22 protein-coding genes and 5 tRNA genes are annotated in these 24,666 nt (G+C 46.8%); 5 read left to right on the forward strand and 22 right to left on the reverse strand.

Annotation, left to right across the window (positions count from 1 at the left end; all coding sequences use genetic code 11):
- Positions 1–12: 12 nt before the first annotated feature.
- The 8 genes from T488_RS0109710 to T488_RS17560 form a co-directional block, all read right to left on the reverse strand.
- Positions 13–885, reverse strand: a complete 873-nt coding sequence (locus T488_RS0109710) for a sensor histidine kinase (protein ID WP_028520625.1) — start codon at positions 883–885, stop codon at positions 13–15.
- 12 nt (positions 886–897) lie between these two features.
- Positions 898–1,626, reverse strand: a complete 729-nt coding sequence (locus T488_RS18780; RefSeq protein WP_051536412.1) for an ABC transporter permease — start codon at positions 1,624–1,626, stop codon at positions 898–900.
- Positions 1,627–1,636: 10 nt separating this feature from the next.
- On the reverse strand, positions 1,637–2,509 hold the full coding sequence (locus T488_RS0109720; RefSeq protein WP_028520626.1) for an ABC transporter permease subunit: 873 nt from the start codon (positions 2,507–2,509) through the stop codon (positions 1,637–1,639).
- 9 nt (positions 2,510–2,518) lie between these two features.
- A complete protein-coding gene (locus tag T488_RS0109725; RefSeq protein WP_028520627.1) occupies positions 2,519–3,382 on the reverse strand; it encodes an ABC transporter permease in 864 nt (287 codons plus the stop codon).
- On the reverse strand, positions 3,360–4,289 hold the full coding sequence (locus T488_RS0109730; protein ID WP_028520628.1) for an ABC transporter ATP-binding protein: 930 nt from the start codon (positions 4,287–4,289) through the stop codon (positions 3,360–3,362). Before T488_RS0109730 ends, T488_RS0109725 begins: the two co-directional genes overlap by 23 nt.
- Positions 4,290–4,376: 87 nt before the next feature.
- Positions 4,377–5,039 (reverse strand): response regulator transcription factor, encoded by a 663-nt coding sequence (locus tag T488_RS0109735; RefSeq protein WP_028520629.1) that lies wholly within the window; start codon positions 5,037–5,039, stop codon positions 4,377–4,379.
- A 14-nt stretch (positions 5,040–5,053) separates the two neighbouring features.
- Positions 5,054–5,917, reverse strand: coding sequence for an SPL family radical SAM protein (locus T488_RS0109740; protein WP_028520630.1), 864 nt, complete (start codon positions 5,915–5,917; stop codon positions 5,054–5,056).
- A gap of 208 nt (positions 5,918–6,125) precedes the next feature.
- Complete coding sequence (locus T488_RS17560; RefSeq protein ID WP_431767947.1) at positions 6,126–8,738, reverse strand: RICIN domain-containing protein; 2,613 nt, start codon at positions 8,736–8,738, stop codon at positions 6,126–6,128.
- A gap of 244 nt (positions 8,739–8,982) precedes the next feature.
- Here T488_RS17560 and T488_RS0109750 point away from each other — a divergent pair, with 244 nt between their 5' ends.
- Positions 8,983–9,765 (forward strand): AraC family transcriptional regulator, encoded by a 783-nt coding sequence (locus T488_RS0109750; protein WP_028520631.1) that lies wholly within the window; start codon positions 8,983–8,985, stop codon positions 9,763–9,765.
- A gap of 227 nt (positions 9,766–9,992) precedes the next feature.
- Here the strand turns inward: T488_RS0109750 and T488_RS17565 are convergent, their stop codons facing one another.
- Entirely contained in the window at positions 9,993–10,337 is a 345-nt protein-coding gene (locus T488_RS17565) for an RNA polymerase sigma factor (RefSeq protein WP_082320484.1), read from the reverse strand.
- 104 nt (positions 10,338–10,441) lie between these two features.
- A tRNA-Leu gene (locus T488_RS0109760) sits at positions 10,442–10,525 on the reverse strand.
- A 259-nt stretch (positions 10,526–10,784) separates the two neighbouring features.
- Here T488_RS0109760 and T488_RS0109765 point away from each other — a divergent pair.
- Entirely contained in the window at positions 10,785–12,287 is a 1,503-nt protein-coding gene (locus T488_RS0109765) for an ABC transporter substrate-binding protein (RefSeq protein WP_028520632.1), read from the forward strand.
- A gap of 173 nt (positions 12,288–12,460) precedes the next feature.
- Here the strand turns inward: T488_RS0109765 and T488_RS0109770 are convergent, their stop codons facing one another.
- The 12 genes from T488_RS0109770 to epsC all read right to left on the reverse strand — a co-directional run bounded on the left by T488_RS0109770 (position 12,461) and on the right by epsC (position 20,757).
- Positions 12,461–13,261 (reverse strand): RnfABCDGE type electron transport complex subunit B, encoded by an 801-nt coding sequence (locus tag T488_RS0109770; protein ID WP_028520633.1) that lies wholly within the window; start codon positions 13,259–13,261, stop codon positions 12,461–12,463.
- A gap of 12 nt (positions 13,262–13,273) precedes the next feature.
- Positions 13,274–13,852 (reverse strand): electron transport complex protein RnfA, encoded by a 579-nt coding sequence (locus T488_RS0109775; protein WP_028520634.1) that lies wholly within the window; start codon positions 13,850–13,852, stop codon positions 13,274–13,276.
- Positions 13,849–14,523 (reverse strand): electron transport complex subunit RsxE, encoded by a 675-nt coding sequence (gene rsxE, locus T488_RS0109780; RefSeq protein WP_028520635.1) that lies wholly within the window; start codon positions 14,521–14,523, stop codon positions 13,849–13,851. The genes T488_RS0109775 and rsxE overlap by 4 nt, the downstream gene beginning before the upstream one ends.
- Positions 14,516–15,043, reverse strand: a complete 528-nt coding sequence (locus T488_RS0109785) for an FMN-binding protein (protein ID WP_028520636.1) — start codon at positions 15,041–15,043, stop codon at positions 14,516–14,518. The genes rsxE and T488_RS0109785 overlap by 8 nt, the downstream gene beginning before the upstream one ends.
- Positions 15,033–15,998, reverse strand: coding sequence for an RnfABCDGE type electron transport complex subunit D (locus T488_RS0109790; RefSeq protein WP_028520637.1), 966 nt, complete (start codon positions 15,996–15,998; stop codon positions 15,033–15,035). The genes T488_RS0109785 and T488_RS0109790 overlap by 11 nt, the downstream gene beginning before the upstream one ends.
- A gap of 15 nt (positions 15,999–16,013) precedes the next feature.
- A complete protein-coding gene (gene rsxC / locus T488_RS0109795; protein ID WP_028520638.1) occupies positions 16,014–17,291 on the reverse strand; it encodes an electron transport complex subunit RsxC in 1,278 nt (425 codons plus the stop codon).
- Between the two features lie 197 nt (positions 17,292–17,488).
- Positions 17,489–19,144: a choice-of-anchor A family protein gene (locus T488_RS0109800; protein ID WP_028520639.1), complete on the reverse strand. Its 1,656-nt coding sequence runs from the start codon at positions 19,142–19,144 to the stop codon at positions 17,489–17,491.
- A 189-nt stretch (positions 19,145–19,333) separates the two neighbouring features.
- Positions 19,334–19,407 (reverse strand) — tRNA-Cys (locus T488_RS0109805).
- Between the two features lie 5 nt (positions 19,408–19,412).
- Positions 19,413–19,488: transfer RNA gene (locus T488_RS0109810), tRNA-Gly, on the reverse strand.
- Between the two features lie 4 nt (positions 19,489–19,492).
- Positions 19,493–19,569: transfer RNA gene (locus tag T488_RS0109815), tRNA-Asp, on the reverse strand.
- A 7-nt stretch (positions 19,570–19,576) separates the two neighbouring features.
- Positions 19,577–19,652: transfer RNA gene (locus T488_RS0109820), tRNA-Val, on the reverse strand.
- Positions 19,653–19,797: 145 nt separating this feature from the next.
- Positions 19,798–20,757, reverse strand: coding sequence for a serine O-acetyltransferase EpsC (epsC, locus tag T488_RS0109830; RefSeq protein ID WP_028520640.1), 960 nt, complete (start codon positions 20,755–20,757; stop codon positions 19,798–19,800).
- Between the two features lie 179 nt (positions 20,758–20,936).
- On the opposite strand from epsC, the gene T488_RS0109835 reads away from it, so the two are divergent.
- The 3 genes from T488_RS0109835 (at position 20,937) to T488_RS17575 (ending at position 24,661) form a co-directional block, all read left to right on the forward strand.
- Complete coding sequence (locus T488_RS0109835; protein WP_037297678.1) at positions 20,937–21,773, forward strand: tRNA lysidine(34) synthetase; 837 nt, start codon at positions 20,937–20,939, stop codon at positions 21,771–21,773.
- A 190-nt stretch (positions 21,774–21,963) separates the two neighbouring features.
- Positions 21,964–22,902 carry a DMT family transporter gene (locus T488_RS17570; RefSeq protein WP_037297680.1) on the forward strand — a complete coding sequence of 313 codons (939 nt, stop codon included), beginning with the start codon at positions 21,964–21,966 and terminating at the stop codon, positions 22,900–22,902.
- Positions 22,883–24,661, forward strand: coding sequence for a Na+/H+ antiporter NhaC family protein (locus T488_RS17575; RefSeq protein WP_431767946.1), 1,779 nt, complete (start codon positions 22,883–22,885; stop codon positions 24,659–24,661). Before T488_RS17570 ends, T488_RS17575 begins: the two co-directional genes overlap by 20 nt.
- Positions 24,662–24,666 lie beyond the last annotated feature (5 nt).

A 24,666-nucleotide genomic window follows, 5' to 3' on the forward strand; every position in this document is an offset into this window, starting at 1 on the left:
GCAAATGAGCCATTAAAGGTGCAAAACAATGGATAATACTCCGTTTTCGACAGAAGCAGAGATAGTTCCGCCCATCTGTTCGACAAGAGTTCTTGCAATCGAAAGTCCCAGACCCGTTGAATTTCGTGCAGCTTCAACGGTATAGAACCTGTCAAAGAGCTTTTCGACCTGTACGGAAGTAAGCTGAGAAGCGCGATTTGAAAATATGGCAGTCCCATCGGCTGAAAGGCTGACAGAAAGGTCGCCGTCACTGTACTTGACTGCATTATTTATAAGATTGGAGAACACCCTGGCAAGGGCGGAGCGGTCAAGAAATCTAATGACCTTCCGGTCGGTTATATCGATCTCAGGTACTAATCCCTTTTCACTGAGTACAGGGTAATACCCGGCTATGCTCTCCTCAAGGACATCATTCACTGAGACCTGCTCCGGCTTTCCCTCAGGTTCAGATGTCATTATGACCGAGTATCGGAAAAGCTCCTCTGTTAGCTGCTTCATTGACTCCGTCCTGCCGCTGATTATCTCAAGGTAGCGTTCTGCCTCGGGAGACTTGTCCTCGCTTTTCAGCATATCAAGGTAACCACAAATAGCTGTAAGCGGTGTTCTGAGGTCATGGGAGATGTTGGTGACGGCGTTTTTCAGCTCCATATCCCCCTGTACAAAGCGGTGGTGCTCTTCACGGAGCAGCTTCAGTTCATCATTCAGCTCGGACACAAGCTTTCTCACCTGTTTATCCCTGCTTGAAACTGTAATAAGGTTATTTGTATCTGTTTTAAGGCAGTCCGACAAAGCCTCTGCGATCTCCTTTGCGGATCTGCGCAGAAGCCATAGCTTTACTGACAGGAATACTGACAAAACTGCCAGCAGAATTACCGGGACTACCATAGACAAACTCCTTTAACGAATACTCTTTTTTCTGAACATAATACGGCCTGCTGCTGTAAACAAAAGCATGAGTGCAACGCAGGCTGCTGCCCTGTAAGCGCCTATCTCTGACACTTCATCAGGAAAGCCTATGGCTGAGAACCACTGTCCCATGGGAAATGAGCTTGCAGCATATATAGATACTCTCTCAGCTGTGCCGCCAATATTCACGCCAATTGCAAGCATAATTGGTGCCGCTGACGAAAACAGGTGAAAGATAAGGATCTGTACTGCTATACAAACAGCTGTTTTGCTTATAAGCATACTGAAAAAGGTCACAAATGCAGCGTGTGCCATACTAAACAGAAATGTTTTTGCCGCTAAAGAAAGGAGCTCCGAAAGCTCAGCTCCAGTTATATGTACGGCAATAGCTGCCCCTGCAAGCCATGAAGCAGTCATAAGTACCTCGACAACAGCAACTGCTGTACAGGAAGCAAAAAATACCTGTGTTCTTGTATAGCCGCTGATGAACTTGTTCCTTATGGTCCTGTCAGAGTATTCGCGGCCAAGGAAAAGGGGCACGAATACCGATGTAAAGGCGATTATCCCCAATGAAAGTGCCTTTATCATAAGCATTGACTGCTCAGGTGAGCTTTCCGTGCCTGCTCCTGCGAGAGTTATGATAAAAGCGGCAGCAAGTCCGACGTATATTAGTTTATTTCTGAAAAGTCGCCATAAATAGGAATTTATAAGCTTAGTCAATCTGTTTACCTCATTTCAAATCTTTTTTTCTGAATATAGTTATACCTGCGGCTGTAACCAGCATGAATGTGACTGCATCCAAAAGGCAGAGACCTGTAAGATAAATATTGAGTTTTTTCTGCGGTATCTCGGAAGTATCTTTATAATCCGCAAGATAGTCATCAATATCATAGGTATGTAACACCTGATTTGCGGGCAGGATATAATTTAAGGCTTTATATACCTTTCTCTCGGTATTGCCCAGTATCTTACTGTGCTCATAGTATTCCCCTCTCTCACGCAGAGTACGGCTTTGTGAATCATTATCAAGCTTATCCTGGATAAGTGCAGATGAAACAAGCATGATGATTATAAATACTATCGACCATACTACTGAGCTTGCCCTCGATGGAATAAGCATAGAGAACAGAACAAACAGTGCATTGCTCACTATTATCAGTACAGCGATAAGGATTATCCTTCTCATAGTCACCCATCCGTCCATACCATGTATACCGAATTTCAGAAAAGGCAGACTTATGATCGCTAAATTTACAATGAACATAATAAGTCCCGTTACAGAGCATACTATGAGTTCTGTCAGGTAGACAGAAGCTCTCGGATGTCCCGAGATGATCTTGTTGCGTATAGTTCCATCGGAGTGTTCGCGGCTGATAAAAAGACTGTCTAAAACAGCAGCGGCAAAAATGTATACAAGTATGTAAAAGTACAGAGCAGCTTCAAAGACATATCCGTATATCTGCCCTGACTGCCTAAACTCTGCAGGCATATTTGCATCATCATAAATGCTATATACACAGAAAATAACTGACAGCACCATAAATATCCAGAACAGCTTTGACCTGAACATACGGCTGAATTCGGCTTTTAACAGGTTTTTCATACTTTCACCTCACTTCAGGTCAAGTCTGCGGAATGTAACAGCGCCTATAAGTGTTGTTACCAGCGTTATTGCGATGTTGTATATCACCATGAACTCCCAGTGATAAGGAAGGCTCCGTTCATCTGAAAACCTTAACGCCTGGCTCTGAAGCAGGCTGTCATAAAAGAATTCCTTTACTGCAAGCTCTGCACCGAAAAGGTCATCGCTGCCAACTCCGTAAACATAGCTGTATTTATCGAGAACAGCATACTTTTCGGCTGAAATGATCTCCGGACCTGCGTCCAGAAGCTCCATGCTGTGTTCCTCAAGTTCATTGATAATGGCAACGCAGGCGATAAAAAACACGATCGCCGCGATCATACACACCGTTACGGCAATTGTTCTGCTGCGGACTATCATTGTTATCATCAGCATAAATGCCGTGACAGCAATGGTTCCCAGTGCGCCGATAAGCTGGAGCTGCATCATTACAGAGAATGAATGATGAAGAGCTCCGAACAGAATATATGAAAAAGCATACGCGATAAAAAAGTAAAGATACTGGATGATTATCAGCGCCGCAGAGCAAACTGCAAGATCACAGATATATATTCCTGCTTTGGTGTTGCCTGCAATAAGCTTGTTCCTGATAGTCTCCTCTTCAAACTCGCTTCCTGCGTAAAATGCAACAAAAACCGCGGCTGTCAGCCCCATTGAGATAAGTCCGATATAGAGAGTTTTATCGGTAAAGATGTTACTAAAGTCTTCACTTTTAGTAGTAGCATACGTTAAGACATTGAAGCTTGAAGCCAGCACTACATTAAAAAGAACTACAAGCCAGAAAAGCTTTCCCGTAAAGCAGCGTGCAAACTCAGCTCTCAGAAGCTTGATCATTTCTGCCACCTCCAACAAGAGAGATAAAGAAGCCCTCAAGACTCTCGTCATGCTCGTTCATGGATATGACCTCACAGTTCTCCCCGGAAAGTGCATCGGAAAGCTTTGAGAAATTGAGCTTTGCAAAAATATCCGCTGAGGTCTCGGACAGGATCTTGTATTCAACGCCCATATTGTCCAGAACTCTTGCCATTGCCGCTGTGTCAGTCACCTCCATTCTGATACACTTGCGGCAGCTGTTGTCAAGCTCCTCTGCACTCATTTCATTTACCATTCTGCCGTGATCCACAAAGCCGTAATAGGTCGCCAGCTTTGACAGCTCGTCAAGGATATGGCTGGAGATCATGACAGTTATCTCCTTCTCGCGGTTGAGCCTGAGTATAAGCTCTCTTATCTCCACGATACCCTGAGGGTCAAGTCCGTTTATGGGCTCATCAAGTATGAGGAGATCGGGCTCTCCCACCAGTGCTACGGCTATGCCCAGACGCTGTTTCATGCCAAGTGAGAAGTTCTTTGCCTTCTTTTTGCCTGTATTTGCAAGTCCCACCAGCTTGAGAAGCTCATCGACACAGCTGTAATCGGGAAGTCCCAGCATCCTGCACTGATACTTCAGATTCTGCTGTGCGCTCATATCAAGATATATGGAGGGAGTTTCTACAACTGCCCCCATTCTTCTCCGTGACTTATTTATCCCACTGTTACCGTTCTTTACTCCGTATATCTCGTAATCACCCGAGGAAGGCTCCTGAAGTCCGCAGAGAATACGGAAGAATGTGGTCTTTCCAGCTCCGTTTCTTCCTACAAGTCCGTATATTGAGCCCTTGGGAACATTGAGGCTCAGTCCGTCAAGTGCCTTGAAGCTTTTGTAATTCTTTTTCAGATCATTTGTCTTTATAACGTATTCCATAAAATGTACCTCCTTGACTTTATGATACTATCCTATACCACAAAAGTAAAGAAAGCGGTAAAGAAAAGAGTAAAGATATAGTAAAGATCATGCCATTTTGAAGCCTATGCCCCATACAGCCTCTATGTAGTCCGTACCGTCGGCGGAGCGAAGCTTCTTTCGCAGGTTGCTGATATGCTGTTTCAGTGAGGTCTCCGTGCAGTCGGGAGTATCTGTGCTTATCCTGTCAAGCATGACCGACTTGGTTATGACCTGATCGGGATTGAGCATGAGAAGCTTCAGTATAGCGTATTCAGTCCTTGTAAGTCTTACTTCATCGCCGTTTACAGTTACATTATGGGTATCTGTGTTCAGCTTCAGCTCCTTGTATGTAAGCTCGGAGCGCGATGTTGTAAGCTGTCTGCTGCGGAGCTGTACCCTGATACGCGCCTTTAGCTCCTTCATGTCAAAAGGCTTTGTTATGTAATCTGCTGCCCCTCCGAGGAGGAGCTCCACCTTATTGTCAATATCTATCTTTGCGCTCACGATAATAACGGGAATCCCCTCTATCTTAGGCAGAAGCTCCTCTCCGCTGAGTCCTGGGAGCATAAGATCAAGAAGTATCAGGTCAGGCTTCTGCGAGGATAAAAGCATAAGCGCCTCAGTCCCGGAATAAGCCCTTGTAACTCTGTAGCCATCACGGGACAGAGCTTCCTCAAGCATATTTCCTATATGTATATCGTCGTCAATTACCATTATATTTTCGTTCATCGTATTATCTCCAGTCAGAATAAAGTAAGCTGCTCATATTTTTCGGGAAGCTCGTTCAGATAGCCGAAGCAGGCGTTAATATCATGTATAATGCCGTATTTGTTGCAGAATTCATTGAATACAGCCATAAGCCGACTATGATTCGGGCTGACTATCTCATAAGCATTGCCGAACTCTATACGGTATCTTTGCGACAAGCCTTCAAAATGCCTGTCAAGGGCAGAGTAAAAATACTCCCTGTTGCCGTCCCTGAGAGTGAGTCCTATGCCGAAGCAGACTATCCCCTTCACTCCCGCTTCGGCACAGTAGCCGAGAAGTCCTCTAAGGTTCTCCTCGCTATCATTTATATAAGGCAGAAACGGACTAAGCCAGACTACTGTGGGAACTCCGAGGCGCTTCATCTCCATAAGCACCTCAGCCCTTCTGCCTGTGGGACATACATTTGGCTCAATTATCCTGCAAAGCTCATCATCAAAGGTAGTCATTGTCATCTGCACTACTGCCTTCTGCTGCTGATTTATGGAGGCTATAAGTTCTGCGTCCCTGAGTATCAGATCGGACTTTGTGAGGACAGCAGCGCCGAACTGATACTGCTCAATAAGCTCAAGGCAGCGGCGTGTAAGCTTCAGTTCCGCCTCGGCAGGCATATAGGGATCGCTCATTGAGCCAGTACCTATCATGCACCTTTTCCGCTTTGAGCGGAGAGCCTTCTCAAGAAGCTGCGGCGCATTCTGCTTTACCTCTATGTCCTCAAAGGCGTGGGACATATTATAGCAAAGGCTTCGGCTGTCACAGTATATACAGCCGTGAGAGCAGCCCCTGTATATATTCATTCCGTTCTTTGAGGACAGTATCCCCTTTGCTTCAACAAAATGCATAGCTTCTCCTTTCCTAAAAACAAGTTATAAGAATTATACCACATTATTACGGAAATAGCAATGACTGCGGAGGAAAAGCGGCGGTCTGCTTATCTTTGCCGCTTATACTATAAAAGTCCAAAGCCTGCAACAGCTTTATCTTCACAAAAGCAAAAGACCTCCGCCGAATGATCGGCAGAGGTCTGCTGCTGAAATGAAATGCACTATATTATTTTTCAGGAAGTGAAGGTATTATATTCAGAAGGTAATTCTGTATGGCAAGGGCATCGTTTACGGTCATGCCGTCTCCTGAGCCTGAGCAATCTGCGTTCTCCCTGCCTTTGGCAGTGAGGTGTCCCTTTTCAGTACCGTTTACACCGAATTTATCAGGATTTGATATAGCCTGCATTATAAGTATAGCGTCAGCAAGCTCTACCTTTCCGTCACAGTTCACATCGCCATATGCGGGAGTGTTGCTCTGTTCTGACGAAACGGGCGCAGCTATCCAGCTCTGACCGCTTCCGCCAACGGTCTGCTCAAAAACATTTCCGTCGCTGCCGGATGCGGTCACGCAGGACTTATCCCCAGAGATCTTAGCTGTTAATCTGTATGAACCATCCCCGTTGTCCACAAATCTGAACTGCTGGTTTTCACCGTTTTTCAGCGTATAAAGCTCGATATTTGTACCGTCCTCTGTCTTTTTGGCGTGAACGTCAAGGGCAAATGCGTCTCCTTCGTCAAGCTGCGATACGAGGTAGAAATAACCGTTTCCTGCTGAAACTGTCTTGAACTGATTATCCTTTCCTGTATTTGCTGACTGTATCACATTGGCATTGTTTACAGCCGCACCGCCTTCAACTCCAAGGTAAAGACCGCTTGCCGCATTGCGGAATGTGTAGATCTGTCCGTCAATTATCCCGGAAGCAGGCTCACCGGTCATGATCGGCGCAGACGAGGTTGTAGTCACGGGCTGTGTTGTAGTCACAGCTTGTGTAGTCTCGGGCACTGTCACAATTGGCTCATCGGGAATGTTTGTCTTTACAGGTACATTGTTGAGCTTGATATCCGGTCTCTGCGGCAGTGGTGCGTCGCTTCCGAGATAGTAGCTCACATGTGGAGGCTGGTTATAGGAGGACTGCTGGCAGCAGTTCTGTGCACGATACTGCATATCGTGCATCAGAGTAGTCAGTAGTACCTTTGTAGTATCTGTGGTGCACCAGATACGGAGCTTGCTGTTGTCGTCAGTCCTCATGATAAGCTCCTCACGCCAGTCGCCGAAAAGGTCTGCTGTCATGCAGGGCACAGACTTTGAGCTGTTATTTGAGCCGCAGCCGTTTGCTGTAAATATACGGTCTATCTTATTTGCACCTGTCATCTTCGAGATCTTATTCCCGTCCAGTATCTCGCGTTCAAGATCGCCGTCCCAGTAGATAAAGAAGTTCTGCGCAGGCTTTGTGCCGCCTATTTTCTTTCCTGTTGAGTCATAGACGTTGCCGTCGGCAGCTCCCCAGAACTCCGCACCCTTGCTGCCTGCCCAGATATTGTCGGCAGCACAGCGTCCTGTGTCCTTGGTAAAGTTTATATGAAATATTCTCTTGCCTGTCTTTGCGTCATAGCAGGTCTCACCGTAGGGCTTGTCCTCATGGCACTGCCATACCTCAATCCCCTCACGGTCGGGTATAAGATCACCGACGTGCATTGCGTCACCGTGAAGGTCTCCCGATGTCCAGAGAAGCTTTCCGTTGTCGTCGATACAGCTTGCACCCGTGAATACCTCCTGCTTGCCGTCGTTGTCGCAGTCTGCAACCATTACGTTATGGTTGCCGCAGCCCCAGCCCGCAGCGGATCTGTTGTTTCCTGTATCGAATACCCATCTTTTCACCAGTTTCTTGTCCCTTACATCTATTGCGGACCAGGTCAGTCTGGTATAATAGCCTCTGCCGTAAATAGCGGAGGGGTGGACTCCGTCAAGATAAGCGATACCGCTGTTCATACGGTCAACGCGGTTGCCGTAATTGTCGCCCCAGTCGCTGACCTTGCCTCTTGGAACGGGGAAATCTATGGTATCAAGGGCAGCGCCTGTCTGACCGTCAAACAGCGTCATATACTCGGGACCGCTGAGTATATATCCCTTTGCATTGCGGTAGTCCTTGCTGCCGTCACCTATGACCTTCCCTCTGCCGTCTGTTGTGCCGTCAGCTGTCTTTGTGATAAGCTCTGCCTTTCCGTCGCAGTCAAAGTCCGCAACGCACATCTGTGTGTAGTGCTGACCCGCTCTGATATTCTTTCCCAGGTTTATACGCCACAGCTTTTTGCCCTCAAGAGTGTAGCAGTCAATAAGTACATCGTCGGTCTTGCCCTCCTGAGAATTGTCCTTGGCGTTTGAAGGATCCCATTTGAGAAAGATCTCATACTGTCCGTCTCCGTCGACATCTCCCACAACGCAGTCATTGGGCGAATACTGGCTTCCCGGGCGATCAAGCTTTATGTCGAAATAGTTATTTCCCGAAGTGAAACTGCACTTCTCAGACGAGGTCACCTTTCCTCCCTCAACGCAGTCCACACGGTACTTTGAGCCTGTACCTCCGCCGTTGTCCTGATAGCTTGTGGGATCGCCCTTCTTGCTGGTATAGATGAGCTTGTCATCGCGGTAAAGTCTGAACTCCGCATCATCTGCGTCATCGGCATTCCAGCGCCAGCTGACGAACATTCCGTTCCCGCTTTTTACGGCGTATATGCCTCTGTCAAGATACTCCATGACAGCCTTGCCGTTTCCGCCTGCGCCGTATGCCGCGTCCGCTGTCATCGGCACGCCGAATGAACTGACCGCCGAAGCAGCCATCGTCAGAGCTGCCGCAGCAGCCGTCAGTCTTTTTGAGTGTTCCATAATAGTATTCCTCCTTGTTTGTCTTAATATTCCCCTGTATCACTTCCGTTTTCGATAACAATATAATAACATCAGCCGTACAAAATAACAATGGACATTTTCAGCATAAAATTGTGTTTTTCTATCAATTTTATTTGACAACCCAAAAACTTTAACGTATAATTATAATAAGATAACTACTGCGGAAAGGAGGAACGGTATGCGTGTTTACATGATAGGCTGGCACTGGACGCACCCTGCCGATTTCAGGATAGACCGTCCAAACGGTGTCCACGGTATGCAGCTGATACTTGTGCAGTCCAAAGCCTGTATCTGTATGGGGGAAACTGAGTATTTTACGGAGGCAAATACTGCTTTCCTGACCTCAAGCTGCTTTCCCCACTCACTCCGAGCCGCTGGCGAGGAATATGCAGACGACTGGATAAGGTTTGAGCTGGAAGAAGGCGATAACGACTTTCTGGACAGTCTCGGAATGGAGTTCAATACCCCTATCAAGCTTCCCTCTGACACGGTCTCGGAGCTCATAAGGATATGCAGAGACATCTATGAATCGGACAACACCGAAAAAGACGCTGTAATACGCTGTCTCATGACTGCGATAATGCTTCAGCTTAAAAGCGCATATTCTCCCACACACAGAAACGTACAGACCCACTATGACAGCGAGCTGGACTCTATACGACAGCAGATTTACGACACTCCCGCTTTTGACTGGACTATACCTGTTATTGCGGAGAAGCTCAATTTGTCCGTCGCTCATTTCCAGAGACTGTACAAGCAGCGCTACGGAGTTTCATGCACAAAGGATATACTCACCAGCCGTATGGAGCTGGCAAAGCAGCTGTTAAGCAAAAACGATCTTACCGCTGTTGAGGTCTCGGAAAAATGCGGCTATACCGATTATTCGCATTTTTCAAGAGTCTTTCAGAAGTACGCCTGTGTTTCTCCTGCTAAATTCAGAAAAGACCACCTGAAAAAATAAAAAGCCGCACTTAGCCGTGATGCTTATATAGCAGGTTATTCGCAACTATTGAGGTAAGCTCTTTTCAAAAGGGCTTCCCTTGATATTACGGATAAAAATGCTATATGAGCAGTACGGATAAATGTGCGGCTTTGATTATTCTGCTTCTTCTGAAAGCTTGTAAAGGTCAAGAACTATATCCTTATCCCTGCAATGTATCGTCAGAGTAGAACCCTCTCTGATATTTACTAACGGAGCGCTCCAGACCATGCCGTCATTTTAGTGTCAGAGCTTTCCAGCTGTTCATCAGGAGGTACAATGCTTATATCAAGCCTTTCAAGCTGCTCCTCTTCAGAGGCGGAGGGATGGTATTTCCGACACTTCAGCTCCTTCAGCCACAGAAATTTAGCTATCTGACACAACCATGTATATACTGAGCAGTCGCCCTTGAAGCGGCTGAGAGACTTGATCGCCTGGCAGAAGGTCTCCTGTGTAAGCTCCTGAGCTGTATCAGGCTCACGGCAGATACTAAGAAGATAGGCGTAGACCTTCCTACCATATTGGGTGTAGTATTCTTCAATATCCCTGTTCAAAGCTCTCCCTCCTTCCCTTATATTCAGAAGCTTCTGTATGTTAGTACACTGAGAATACAAAATGTTACAAAAAAAGCTTCCCTTTTAGGGAAGCTTTCTTGAAGTGCGGATAACAGGAGTTGAACCTGCATGAACTTGCGTTCACATGGACCTGAACCATGCGCGTCTGCCAATTCCGCCATATCCGCATATATGCCTGATAAATTTTACACGGCTCAGACCAACCGAGGCGGACTGTATAACCAGTTGTTCCGCAGTACCTAAATATTTTACCACATTATGAGTTGTTTGTCAAGTGCTTTTTTGAAAAAAATCATATTTTTTCTTCAATATTTTTCTTATCCCGATTTGTGCACACTTTTTGTGATATTTTGTTGACCGGCAGCGTTATATATATAGTTCCTGACATACAAAAATTAAAATGCCGGGAAACAAGGAGGAAACAAAATGAAAAATAAAGCAGTATTACTTATGGCAGCGATGACACTTATCACAGGTTGCAGCTCTAAGACAGTCCCACAGAGCTCCCCCGTGACCGGCGAAATGCCATCAGCAAAAGAAAGATCCACATCAGCCGAAGTTTCAACACGGGATAAATCGAAGGAAATAGTGCTTACCATGGCTTGTATGACCGAGCCATGGGACAATATGAAGCAGTGGATCAACGAGTTCAACGCTGAGGATAATGGAGTCCGTATCGAGATAAAGTCCTTCGGCAGCATCAACGATGACGACGGAATACCTCACGGATTTACCGATGAAGAGCTTACTCAGATAGACTTTCAGGTCACTCAGGAACTTCTTAACTCTGATGATATTGACCTTGTGGGACCATTTTCTTTCGGAAACGGTGCAAAGTTTGAGATATTCAAGCGCAAAGGCGGTTTTGTTGACCTTTACAAACTCATGGAGAACGATCCCGAGGTCAATACCGATACTCTGAATAAACATATTCTTGAGCTATGTGAGAGTGATGGCAAGCTTTATTCCATACCAACTCATTACTGGGCAAAAACACTTATGGGAAAGTCTGAATATGTCGGGACAAAGCAAAACTGGACAATAGATGAATTCACAGACCGCTGGGAGGCGATGCCCGAAGGCTCTACTGTAAACGGATCCGTCAACGCGGAGAATATCTACTATGATGTACTTCGTGCAAATACGCCCTCTTTTGTCGATTACGCTGAATGCCAGGTACACTTTGATGATCCCGATTTCCGCAAGATGCTTGAATTCTGCAATACATTCCCAAGCAACAGCGGTCAGAAGGGTGAATATAATTATAACGGAGAGTCAATGGTCCACGTTGAATATGTAAACAGCTATCAGGCGGGACTGATAAGCGATATGGACTACAACACCTTTGAGAACAGCTCTGCCCGTCTCCGTGACGGAAGATATACACTGGTCGGTTTCCCCTCATCTGACGGAAGCGGTGCCTTTCTCTGCGGTACGGGAGATATAGCTATACGCTCCAATATTTCCGAGGAGAAGCAGCAGGCGGCATGGGAGTTTATCCGCGGATTCTATACCGAGGAGTTCCAGACAGATAACTACGCCTTTTGCGAAGAATTTCCAAACCCGGAAAGCGGTGAAACGATAGTGCAGTACACCTTTGAGGAGGGTTTTCCCATAAACAATGCAGCCCGCAGAAATATAGCTAAGAATTTCATTGACGAAAAGTACAAAAGTAACGTCACTGATATTACCGTTCAGGGCAATGAGGTCACACAGCTCAATGAACTAAAGCTTGAGCAGGCGGACTGCGACTTCATAGATGATTACATAGACTCCATAGACCGCTGGGAGTACTCCGAAACAGACAGTTCTCTCTTCTGGATAGTCGAGGAGGAGGTATTGAACTATCTCAGCGGTGGTCAGGATATTGACTCCACTATCAGCATGATACAGGACCGTGCCTCAATATGGCTCAGCGAGCAGGCATAACAGCATAAACATCGGCACAGAAATAACCGTTACTCTCATATATAGTAGTTTTTAACATAAAAAAAATAAGGGAAGCTCTTTTGAAGAAGTGCTTCCCTTTGATCTTTTTCTGAAGGCTCTGTTTTAGTTTTTCTTCCCGCAGTTGTGTCTCCCCTCGGTACGTGGGCTTTTCATTATGCTTTAACTTCGCAGCTATGGATAACCTTTGCAGGACAGGCTGCCATGCAGGCTCCGCAGTTGGTACACTTGCTATAGTCGATCGAAGCGTGAAAATTGTTTACCATTATAGCTTCGTTAGGACATTTCTTCTCGCATATCTTACAGCCGATACAACCGTTCTTACATACAAGCTTTGTCGCCTTGCCATTATCGCCCGACGAACAAAGAACGTCGATATGCTTTGAAACAGGCTTGATACTGATGAGCTGATTGGGACAGACTGCCGCGCACTGTCCGCAGGCTCCGCAGAGTGCAGGTATGACCTTTGCCACTCCGTTTACTACCTTGATAGCGTCGTGCTCACACTCATTGACACAGTCGCCAAGACCGATACAGCCGTATTTGCACATTCCGTTTCCGCCGTAAAAGCGCTTGACAGCCTTACAGGACTGGACTCCGTCAAACAGGAAAGCCTGTGAGGTAGCATTGCAGTCTCCGCTGCAATGTACTACGGCGGTCATGGGAACTACCTCCGCCGCTGCTGTACCAAGTATAGCTGCGATCTTGCCTGCCGCATCAGCTCCTCCGGGACGGCACAGATTTGTGGCTGCGCCCTTCTGGACAATTGCAGCAGCATAATCGGCACAGCCTGCAAATCCACAGGCTCCGCAGTTTGCCTGAGGCAGAGCCTCGCCTATCTTTTCAATTCTTTCGTCCACCTCAACATGGAAGACCTTTGCGGCTACTGTAAGGAGAACTCCTGCCAGTATTCCACAGCCTCCGAGAATGAGTGCAGGGATAAGATATGTAGTCATTTCCCCACCTCCTCAGTTAAAAAGTCCCGAGAAGCCCATAAAGCTTACGGAAACTATTGAAGCAGCGATAAGTGTTGCAGGAACTCCCTTGAAGGTCTCGGGAATATCTGCATATTCAAGCTTTTTGCGTACTCCCGAGAATATAACGAGAGCGATCATGAAGCCGAGTCCGCCGCCAAGCGCATTGACAATGGACTGTCCGAAGCTGAGTCCGTTGTCGATATTCAGCACTGTAACGCCGAGTACAGCACAGTTCGTGGTTATCAGCGGCAGATACACGCCCAGAGAGCTGTACAGTGAGGGAACGCATTTTTTCAGGAAGTTCTCCACCAGCTGAACGAACAGGGCTATTACAAGGATAAATACTACCGTGTCGAAATATTCAAGTCCGTTGGGCACAAGTATACCGTGATGGATAGGATATGTAACAACTGTTGCACATATCATTACAAAGGTAACTGCTATACCCATTCCCGTTGCGCTGTCAAGCTTCTTGGAAACACCCAGGAAAGGACAGATACCCATGAATTTTGAAAGTACGAAGTTATCTGTCAGCATTGCGGACAGAAGTATGACCATTATCGCTTTCACTGACAGTCACCTCCCTTTCCGCAGGCTTCCGCATTGGGACAGCCCTCACAGCTGATCTCCTTTGGAGGTTTCTTCTTTGAAAGCTTATTTACTGCTGCGATTATCATGCCGAGAGTGAAAAATCCTCCCGCAGGCATTATGAACAGCAGCATAGGATCATCGTGAAGTACAGGGATAGTCATCCCCATCCACTGACCTGCACCTATTATCTCTCTTATCGAGCCCATAAGGAACAGCGCTATGGTGAAGCCTATGCCCATACCTATTGCATCAAAGGCCGAGGCTATTACACCGTTCTTGCTGGCGAACATCTCTGCTCTTCCGAAGATGATGCAGTTTACGGTGATAAGCGTCAGGTATATGCCAAGGCTGTCATAGAGTGCTGGCACGAAGCCCTCCAGCAGAAAGCCGATCAGCGTTACGAAGCTGGCTATGATAACGATGAATGCGGGGATACGCACTTTGTCGGGAATGACCTTTCTAAGTGCGGAAATAACTATATTTGAGCCAAGAAGGACGAAAGTAGTCGCCAGTCCCATGCCTATACCGTTCATTGCCTGAGTGGTAACGGCAAGTGTTGGACACATACCCAGCAGCATTACGAGCGTGGGGTTTTCCTTGATTATGCCCTTTGTAAGCTCCTTGACAAGTGAATTCTTATTTTCAGCCACCGAGTATCGCCTCCTTGTTTTCATTATACGCATTGAGAGCAGTATCGACTGCGTGCTTCATTCCCTTTGATGAGAATGTGGCTCCGCTTATTGCATCAAATGACTCTGAGGGAGCTGTAAGTCCGTAGAACTGCTTTCGGAAATCAGCTTCGTCTCTTACCTTTGAGCCGAGACCCGGAGTCTCACCGAGAGAAACGAACTCTATACCCGAAACAGCCCCCTGCTCATCGATACCCACAAGGATATTTATACCCTCCTTGGAGTATCCGTCCGCACAGACCTGTATAACGGTCTTTTTGTCTGAAGTAACCGCAATAGACTCTACCTCGTCATATTTGCACTTTGTATTTACTATACGATATTCAGTCTTGCCGAATAATGCCTCGGCACTGGTGTAGAACTTCTGTGCTTTCTGATCTGCAATGCGGTCTTTTGTGAGCTCATAGGCAAATACAAGAAGCAGTGATGCGATAACACATATCACTGTGAGTACAAGAGTAGGCTTTACCTTATCCTTCATTTTTCTCAGCCTCCTTTGCACCAAGTACCTTTGTCCTTGTGAGCTGCTCGATATATGGTGTGAGAACGTTCATAAGGAGTATTGAGAATGAAACTCCCTCGGGATATGAGCCGAAGTGTCTTATAACAAAGGTTATGATACCGCAGCCGAGACCGAACACGATCTTTCCCTTTGTGGTTATGGGAGTTGTGGCGTAGTCAGTAGCCATGAAGAAAGCTCCCAGGAACACGCCGCCTGCCAGTATCTGATAAAGAGGATCCTCTCCTGCTATCCAGCTGAGGAGGAATAAGCTTCCGATAAATGAAACAGGTGCAGCAAGTGAGATTATCTTTCTTGCAGCGAGGTAAAGTCCGCCGATGAGAAGCGCAAGAGCCGATACCTCACCGAGACAGCCTCCTGTCTTTCCGAGGAACAGGTCCAGATAATCCGGTACGCTCTGCCCTATCTCGCTGAGCTTATCCGGGGTCATTCCCTTCAGTACGAGAGGAGTTGCCGCTGATACAGCATCCACCTTCTCACCGAGAGGCAGCACCCAATGGGTCATTGCCGCAGGGAAGCTGACCATGAGTACTATTCGGGCGGTTATGGCAGGATTTGCAAAGTTCTGTCCCAATCCTCCGAACAGCTGTTTTACGATAACGATAGCCACAAACGAGCCGATGACCGCCATCCAGTACGGAAGTGTCACGGGCAGGTTCATAGCAAGGATAAGTCCTGTTACAACTGCTGAAAGGTCTGTGATAGTGTTGTCGCGCTTCATCATGAGCCTGCATATATACTCAAAGAATATGCAGCTTCCGATACAGACCGCAGTCAGCGGAATAACACGAAGACCGAAGAAATATATCGCCGCTCCCCATGCAGGAAGAAGTGCAATTATTACATTCAGCATAATTGTTGAAGTTTTAACATAGTTTTCGTCGTGTGGTGACGGCGAAACGATAAGCTTGTTCATTGTCTCTCCGCCTCCTTACTTTCTTGGTATGAGCATCTTTGCAAGCTGATTGGTCTCTGCCAGCTTCCTATTGGCAGGACAGACATATGTACAGCTTCCGCAGTTCATACAGAGCAGCACCTTCAGCTGCTTGAGCTCCTCAACATTGCGTGTCTTATAGGCTCTGTCGATGTCAGCGGGCATCAGTCCCAGCGGACAGACCCTAACACATCGTCCGCAGCGTATGCAGTTAGAGGTTTTTCGCTCGTCATAGTGGTTTATTGCAAGTAAAGCGTTGGAGGTCTTTACAACAGGCATATCTATATCGGGAACGCACATTCCCATCATGGGGCCGCCTGCGATGAGCTTCTTTATGGAGTCAATATCAGCCTTGCAGAATTCAAGGAGCTCTCTGAAAGAAGTACCGATGACTGCTTGTATATTCTTCGGCTCACCAACAGCGTTTCCGTCAATGGTAAGTCTTCGGGTAACCAGCGGCATTCCCGTCTGCATATAGCGGTAAAGGAATGCAATGGTTGACACGTTGATAACGATGACTCCCGAATCGGCTGGAAGTGCCCCCTCGTTGACTATCCTTCCTGTTGAGTTATAGATGATGACCTTCTCCGCTCCCTGTGGATATGATGAGGGCAGAGTGATAATATCTATAGTGTCATCATTTTCAGCCATTGCCGTAAAGTTCTTGATAGCCTCAGGCTTATTGGCTTCAATTGCAAGCTTTGCGCACTTAATGCCAAGCTGAGCCTTCACCATGTTGATACCGTTAATGATGTCCTCGGGATTTTCCATCATCTCGCGGTAATCAGCTGTTATGTACGGCTCACACTCGGCTGCGTTGATTATAAGTGTATCTATTTCTGTCTTGGGATTGAGCTTTATATGTGTGGGGAAACCTGCACCGCCCAGACCGCAGGCACCGCTCTCACGGACCGCCTTGATAAAGCTCTCCTTGTCAGTGACAACAGGAGGTTTTACTTCGTCGGAAATAGTCTGCTGACCGTCGGTCTCTATCTCCACCATCTTACAGACTACACCCATAGCGTTGCGGTAGTCGGTTATAGCTGTTACCTTTCCGGATACTCCCGAATGAACAGGAGCACTGAAAGCTGCGTCCGTGTCCCCTATTTTCTGTCCGACTTTTACTTCGTCTCCTACTTTGACCATAGGCTGACATGGTGCGCCCATAGTCATTGACATTGGAATCCTTACCTTTGCAGGCACAGGAAACACAACAGTAGAGCTGTTTTCCGTATTCTTACGGTGTTTCAGCTTGATACCGTTCAGTTTTTTCATAAGATTCTCCTCAATATGGATTAGGGTCAGACCACGGATATAAGCGCTATCCATAGTCTACAGGCAAAAAGCCCATACAATTAATATTATATAATATTCCGCAAAAATATTCAAGAGGTTTTTACAAAAAATATACCGTATTGATAAATAAATATGTTACCAACAAATAAAAGGCACCCGAAGGTGCCTTTCAGTTATTATTTATTTCTGCGCTTTAAGGATACAGCGAATACCGCTGCGGAAACTCCGAGAAGAGCGATGACGCCTGTAGCATTGCGGTCACCTGTTTTCGGGGAATCTGTCTTTGTTGTAGTCCTGGCAGCTGTAGTAGTCGCCTTTGCTGTTGTAGTTGTTGTATTAGTTGAAGTCGCAGATGTTGTTGTTGTGGTCGTAGTCGTAGTAGTTGTTGTGGTAGTGGTAGTTGTGGTTGTCGTCGTCGTAGTTGTTGTGGTTGTCGTCGTCGTAGTTGTTGTCGTTGTCGTCGTCGTAGTTGTTGTTGTTGTCGTTGTCGTCGTCGTAGTAGTTGTTGTCGTCGTAGTAGTTGTTGTGGTTGTCGTTGTCGTAGTTGTTGTGGTCGTCGTAGTAGTTGTTGTGGTTGTCGTTGTCGTAGTTGTTGTGGTCGTCGTAGTGGTCGTTGTGGTCGTAGTGGTGGTTGTAGTAGTGGTTGTTGTGGTGGTGGTAGATGTTGTTGTCGTTGTAGTAGTTGTGGTTGTGGTCGTAGAAGTAGTAGATGTCGTGGTAGTTGTAGTAGTTGTTGTCGACGTAGTGGTTGTAGTTGTTGTCGTTGTAGTAGTCGACGTGGTTGTGGTTGTTGTTGTCGTCGTAGTAGGTGTTGTCGTTGTAGTTGTGGTCTCGGTAACCTCTGTGCTGCTCAGCATCTTAGGATTGAACGCCGAGTAACCAAACTGTATTCCGCCGTCGAAGGACTTGGCTATGGTCGCGCCTGCTACGTGTCCGCCCTCGTCGCCGCTTCCGTCCGCGTCGGGAGCCAGTGTTGAGCCCTGTATTGAACCGGTATACTTGAACTTAGTAGCGTCCTTCAGATTATAGAGCACAGGCATATTCTCGCCTGAATCGCGGAGAAATTCGCCCTTGTCATTATAAAGTCTCAGGTTCGTCAGAGGAAGCTGTACATCGTCTCCGGGGACATTGATAACCAGATATGAACCCTCGGGGATATAAACGTCCAGCTGGATATAGCCTTCATTGAACGTCTTTGCCTGCTTCTCGTCAAGATTTACGATATTCAGGTTTTCATCGTTACCTGTTATCGTCCAGCCCTTATCGTAATACTGGGCAACTCCCAGATTAGCATTGGGCTCAAGTTCCGAGAGATATTTACTTCTTTCGCGGAGCAGTTCAAACTCTTTGTCAAAGTCAATAAGCTGTCCCACATAAATCTCGCATTGACCTTCGTCAGCAAAATGCCTGATCTCGTCGCTGATGGTCCCCTCTGAACCAACAACGAAATTCTTTTCGTCAGGCTGGAAATTCTTAAGAGTATCGCCGCCGACCACTATCTGGGCAGCCTTGGTTCCCTCCTCAAGCTTTGCGCCGACTGAATAGGAAACAGGATCTCCAAGGTTTGCATTTCCGCCTGCCGCAAGTCTTCCCTCGCAGTCTGATCCGTGTGCCGCAAAGTCATCATGCAGGAAAACCGAGAATTGCGATGCCGCGCCGAGGAAATACTCATTCTCGTTGTCGATACCCAGGAGCTGAGCCCTGTTATCGTCGGTCACTGCCTGAATGCCGCTTTTATCAGGCTTGCTCCTATGTGTAACTATAGGTACTGCTCCCACAATACACAGTGAAGTAAACACACTTAGAAAACGCCTGAATCTGATCTTATCCATGCCAATTCCCCCTAAATATTTTATTTTTATAATTTTATCACAAATTCATATAAATTTCAATTTGCGATTTAAACAAAATTGACATTTATTATTAAAGTTATATTCACAATCATGTCATAAAAAAGGCGTCCCCCGTCATACGAGGAACGCTTGTAAACTAAAAAAAGCACCTGCGATCGCAAGTGCTTCTGGAGGCGCCACCCAGATTTGAACTGGGGATCAGGGTGTTGCAGACCCACGCCTTACCACTTGGCTATAGCGCCGTCTTTGGAGCGGATTACGAGGCTCGAACTCGCTACCTCCACCTTGGCAAGGTGGCGCTCTACCAGATGAGCTAAATCCGCATAATGGCGACCCCGAACAGATTCGAACTGTCGACCTCCTGCGTGACAGGCAGGCGTTCTAACCAACTGAACTACGAGGCCAAAGAATTGGTGGGGACTACAGGGCTCGAACCTGTGACCCTCTGCTTGTAAGGCAGATGCTCTCCCAGCTGAGCTAAACCCCCACTTTTTCTTCCGTTCATCGGTTATCAGTTCCGACGACTTTAATATTATACCACGGTATTTCTGATTTGTCAACCCTTTTTTTTAAAAAAACTTCAAAAAAATTTCTAAGCTGCGATATACGGCTATATACCGCAGCTTTTTTCATCAGATAATATAGAACCAGCTCTCCTCCGGATCAAGATCAGCCTTCTTGACCCGCTCTACAGGAGAATCAAAATTATATCTCAGCTCCTGATTTTTGATGCTGACCTTTGCACCTGCGGGTACAGAACGGGTTATAAATGCGTTACCGCCGATAACGGCGTCCTTGCCCACAACAGTTTCACCGCCGAGGATAGAAGCTCCCGAATAGATAGTTACGTTATCCTCAATGGTAGGATGGCGCTTCTTGTTCCTGAGAGACTGACCTCCCCTTGTGGAGAGCGCTCCAAGTGTAACGCCCTGATATACCTTGACATTGTCCCCTATCTCAGTGGTCTCGCCTATAACAATGCCTGTACCGTGGTCGATAAAAAAGTACCTGCCGATAGTAGCGCCGGGGTGAATGTCGATTCCGGTCTTGCTGTGAGCGTGCTCAGTCATGACACGTGGGATAAGCGGAACTCCCAGCAGGAAAAGCTCATGAGCGAGACGGTTTACCAGTATCGCATAGAGTCCAGGATAGGAGTAGATTATCTCGTCCTTATTATAAGCGGCAGGGTCGCCGTCATAGGCTGCCTGAACATCGGTCTCGATAAGCTCCCTTATCTTAGGCAGCTTATTCAGGAACTCAAATGTTATCCTCTCGGCATTGTCGGTTATCTCCTCGTCCCCAAGCATAACGTACTTATCATCATACCTAAGCACAATGGAGATCTGCTTGATAAGCTTGAAGATAACGTCCTCAAGTATCATGGAGACATTGTTCCTGACTGTATAGACCCTGTAGCTCTTGTTGCGGAAATATCCCGGGAAGATTATGCGTCTCAGAGACTCTATAATATTTACGATGACATCATTTTCAGGATGATCGTAGGCTTTTACCTCATCTATAGTCCTGTTGCCCTCATAGTCGGCAAGAATACTTTTGGTAAGGTCGTTTATATCATTTTCAAGCTTATGCATTGTCAATCACCTCTTATATAATTATGCAGTTTTTTCGCAATTATCACTTTACTATTATACCGCATTTTTCATATATAGTCAATATGTATTATATGATTGTTGTCTTTACCCCCAATGCCGACTTCTTGACATTCCCGTCTTTTCGCTGTATATTATATATAAGTAAAGGAGTGTTTCCTATGAACAGCAGTATCGACAGCTCTCTGACGGGAGAGTTCAGCAAAAGTATATGGTCAAAGTTCCGCAAAGGTATCGAAGAATACCGCCTTATTGAAAACGGAGACAAGATAGCAGTCTGTATATCGGGCGGCAAGGATTCAATGCTCATGGCAAAGTGCATACAACGGCTGCAAAAATACGGCAATATCGATTTTGAAAGCGAATACATAGTCATGGATCCGGGATATGCTCCCGAAAACCGCGAAAAGATACTTGCCAACGCGGAGATTCTTGGGCTTCCCGTTAAGCTTATGGAGACACGGATATTCGAGTCCACCGCAAAGGCTGAAAAGCACCCCTGCTTCTTATGCGCAAGGCTTCGCAGAGGCTGGCTCTATAAAACAGCTCAGGAGCTGGGCTGTAACAAAATAGCCCTCGGTCACCACTTTGACGACGTTATCGAGACTATCCTCATGGGTATGCTTTACGGGTCACAGGTCCAGACCATGATGCCGAAGCTGCACAGCGAAAACTATGAGGGTATTCAACTTATACGCCCTCTTTACCTTGTCCGCGAGAACGATATTATCCGCTGGAGCGCGTACAACGGACTAAGCTTCATACAGTGCGCCTGCCGCATAACCAGAAGCGAAGGCAGCTCCAAACGCGCTGAGATAAAACAGCTTCTCTGTCAGCTCCGTGAGACCAATCCTTCCGTTGACATGAATATTTTCAGAAGCGTGGAAAATGTAAATCTCCAGACCCTTATCTCCTATCACCTGGGCAGTGAGTACCACCATTTCCTTGATGACTTCGACAAGGGGCTGAGTATAAAGGGCACCAATAATTTTTCATAACTTCCACAGACTCACCTTCGGGTGAGTCTTTTTTGTTGTCGAAAAGCATAATCGGAGCACCGATTCTTTGGATATAATGCGGAATTATGGCGTCCGACAGCAAAATTTGTTGAACCTTCTCCCCGTTTGTGTTATAATATTTTTATATCTTGTCCCATGTATCATATGGGAATTAAATGGTGATTCTTTGATGCTGAAAAAACTCCGCGGCAGTATTCTGCTGCTGATCACTGCCGTCATCTGGGGCACAGCCTTTGTGGCTCAGAGCGAAGGCATGAATTATGTTGATCCCTTCACATACAATGCTGTCCGCACTCTTATCGGCGGATTTGTTCTTATACCTGTCATAGCACTTTTTCGCTGTACGCCGCTGCGGAAATATGATGACAAGCAGAAAAAGGCTCCTCTGAAAACTACAATAACAGGCGGTATCTGCTGCGGTATACTGCTATTCGTCGCCAGTTCCTTCCAGCAATCGGGAATAAAGCTGACTACCGCAGGCAAGGCAGGCTTTATAACCGCTCTATACGTGGTAATAGTTCCGCTTTTGGGCATTTTCTTCGGAAGAAAAACGACTCCCAAGACCTGGTTATGCGCCGCTATTGCCATTCTGGGCTTCTATCTCCTGTGCATAAGGGACGGCATAAGCATCTCAAAGGGAGACCTTCTGGTTCTGGTCTGTGCTCTGTTCTATGCTATGCACATCATGGTGATAGACAGGTTCAACGATGAAAACGCCGACAGTATGCTGATGTCCTGTATACAATTCTTTACAGCAGGGCTGCTGATGGCTGTTTGTATGTTTATCTTTGAGAAACCCACACTCAGCGGTATTTTTGCCGCAAAAACCACTATCCTCTACACGGGCATAATGTCATGCGGAGTCGCTTATACTCTCCAGATGATCGGTCAGAGGTATACTCCCCCGTCAACGGCTACCCTTATAATGAGCCTTGAATCCGTATTTGCCGCCCTTTCAGGCTGGCTCATACTCTCGGAAAAGCTCAGTACAAAAGAGTTCATTGGCTGTGCGCTGGTGTTTGCTGCGGTCATTTTCGCACAGCTCAATATAAAGACAAAATCAAAACAAACAAATGGAGAAGATGCGTATGAAAAAGAAGTATCTTAGCAAAATCATCTTTGCCCTTATCGTTGCAGCCTTCATTATCTGCTGCATGATCCAGGCGCCTGTGTCAGAGGCTGTCGGCTCACTGTGGTCGCTGCTGCCGCCTATCGTGGCTATCGGTCTGGCACTTATCACCAAAGAGGTATACTCCTCACTGTTCATCGGTATACTCACAGGCGGAGTCCTCTATTCCGCTGCAACCTCAGGCGGCTTCCCGGGAATGTTCAGGACTGTTGTCCAGGACGGTCTCATCGCAAACGTGGCTGACTCCTATAACGTGGGGATCCTTGTGTTCCTGGTAGTTCTGGGAATTATCGTTGTTCTCATGAACAAAGCAGGCGGAAGCCGCGCCTACGGCGAATGGGCTGCCGCACATATCAAGACCCGTGCAGGAGCAAGTCTGGCAACATTCCTGCTGGGCGTACTCATATTCGTGGACGACTACTTTAACTGTCTAACAGTAGGCTCTGTTATGCGCCCTGTAACGGACAAGCACAATATCTCGCGTTCAAAGCTCGCCTACCTGATCGACGCAACAGCCGCTCCTGTCTGTATCATAGCTCCCATATCCTCATGGGCAGCTGCTGTCAGCGGTACTGTGGACGGAGTAAACGGTATTCAGCTTTTTATCAGGACTATCCCCTACAATCTCTACGCTATACTCACCCTTATTATGGTAGTTTTCATAGCGCTGAGCGATACAGACTACGGTCCTATGAGAGTTCATGAGAACAATGCCAGGAACGGCGATCTGTTCACCACACGCAGCACAGTTTATGCCGAAGACGCAAAGCCCTCACACTCCAAGGGCAAGGTCATCGACCTTCTGCTTCCCGTTATTATCCTCATAGTTCTCTGCGTTATCGGAATGATATACACTGGAGGATTTTTCAGCGGAGCAAGCTTCATTGACTCATTCGCCGACTGCGATGCTTCATTCGGTCTGTCCGTAGGCTCTCTGGGAGCGCTCATTATCATAATACTGTACTATCTCTGCCGCAGAGTGCTCACCTTTAACGAGTGTATGGACTCTATCCCCGCCGGTTTCAAGCAGATGGTACCCGCTATACTTATCCTAACCTTCGCATGGACACTGAAGACCATGACAAGTCTCCTGGAGGCAGGTCCCTTTGTTTCGGGAATTGTAGAGAGCGCAACAGCTGTAAAGCTTCTGCTTCCTGTGCTTCTTTTCGCAGTAGCGATCGGACTTTCCTTCGCAACAGGTACCTCATGGGGAACCTTCGGTATTCTTATCCCTATCGTAACCAGTGTATTCAGCAAGCAGCTTGCCGATGTCGGCTCATCGGGAGAGATACCTTCAATGGTAATAATCTGTATATCCGCCTGTCTGGCAGGAGCAGTATGCGGAGACCACTGTTCGCCTATCTCAGATACGACAATCATGGCTTCAACAGGGGCACAGTGCGATCATGTAAACCATGTATCAACGCAGCTCCCCTACGCATTCACTGTTGCAGGTGTATGTGCAATCGGCTATCTTATCGCCGGTATCGTCCAGCATTTCTTCGAGATGTCTAACGCATTCCTCAACGTTATCGTAACAGGTCTGTCGATAGTGATCATGCTGGGCATACTTCTTGTAATAAAGAAAGCAGGCTCCCAGGAGCCCGCGGCAGTTCCTGCAAAAGCAGCCGCCAAGACTGTTAAAAAGGCTGAACCTGTAAAGAACAACACCGCAAAGCCTCACGGCTCCTCAAACAAGAAGAAAACAGGCAATAATAAGAAAAAGAAGAAAAGATAACAAAA

It is taken from the genome of Ruminococcus flavefaciens ND2009, assembly GCF_000621785.1.
Lineage (GTDB): Bacteria > Bacillota > Clostridia > Oscillospirales > Ruminococcaceae > Ruminococcus > Ruminococcus flavefaciens_C.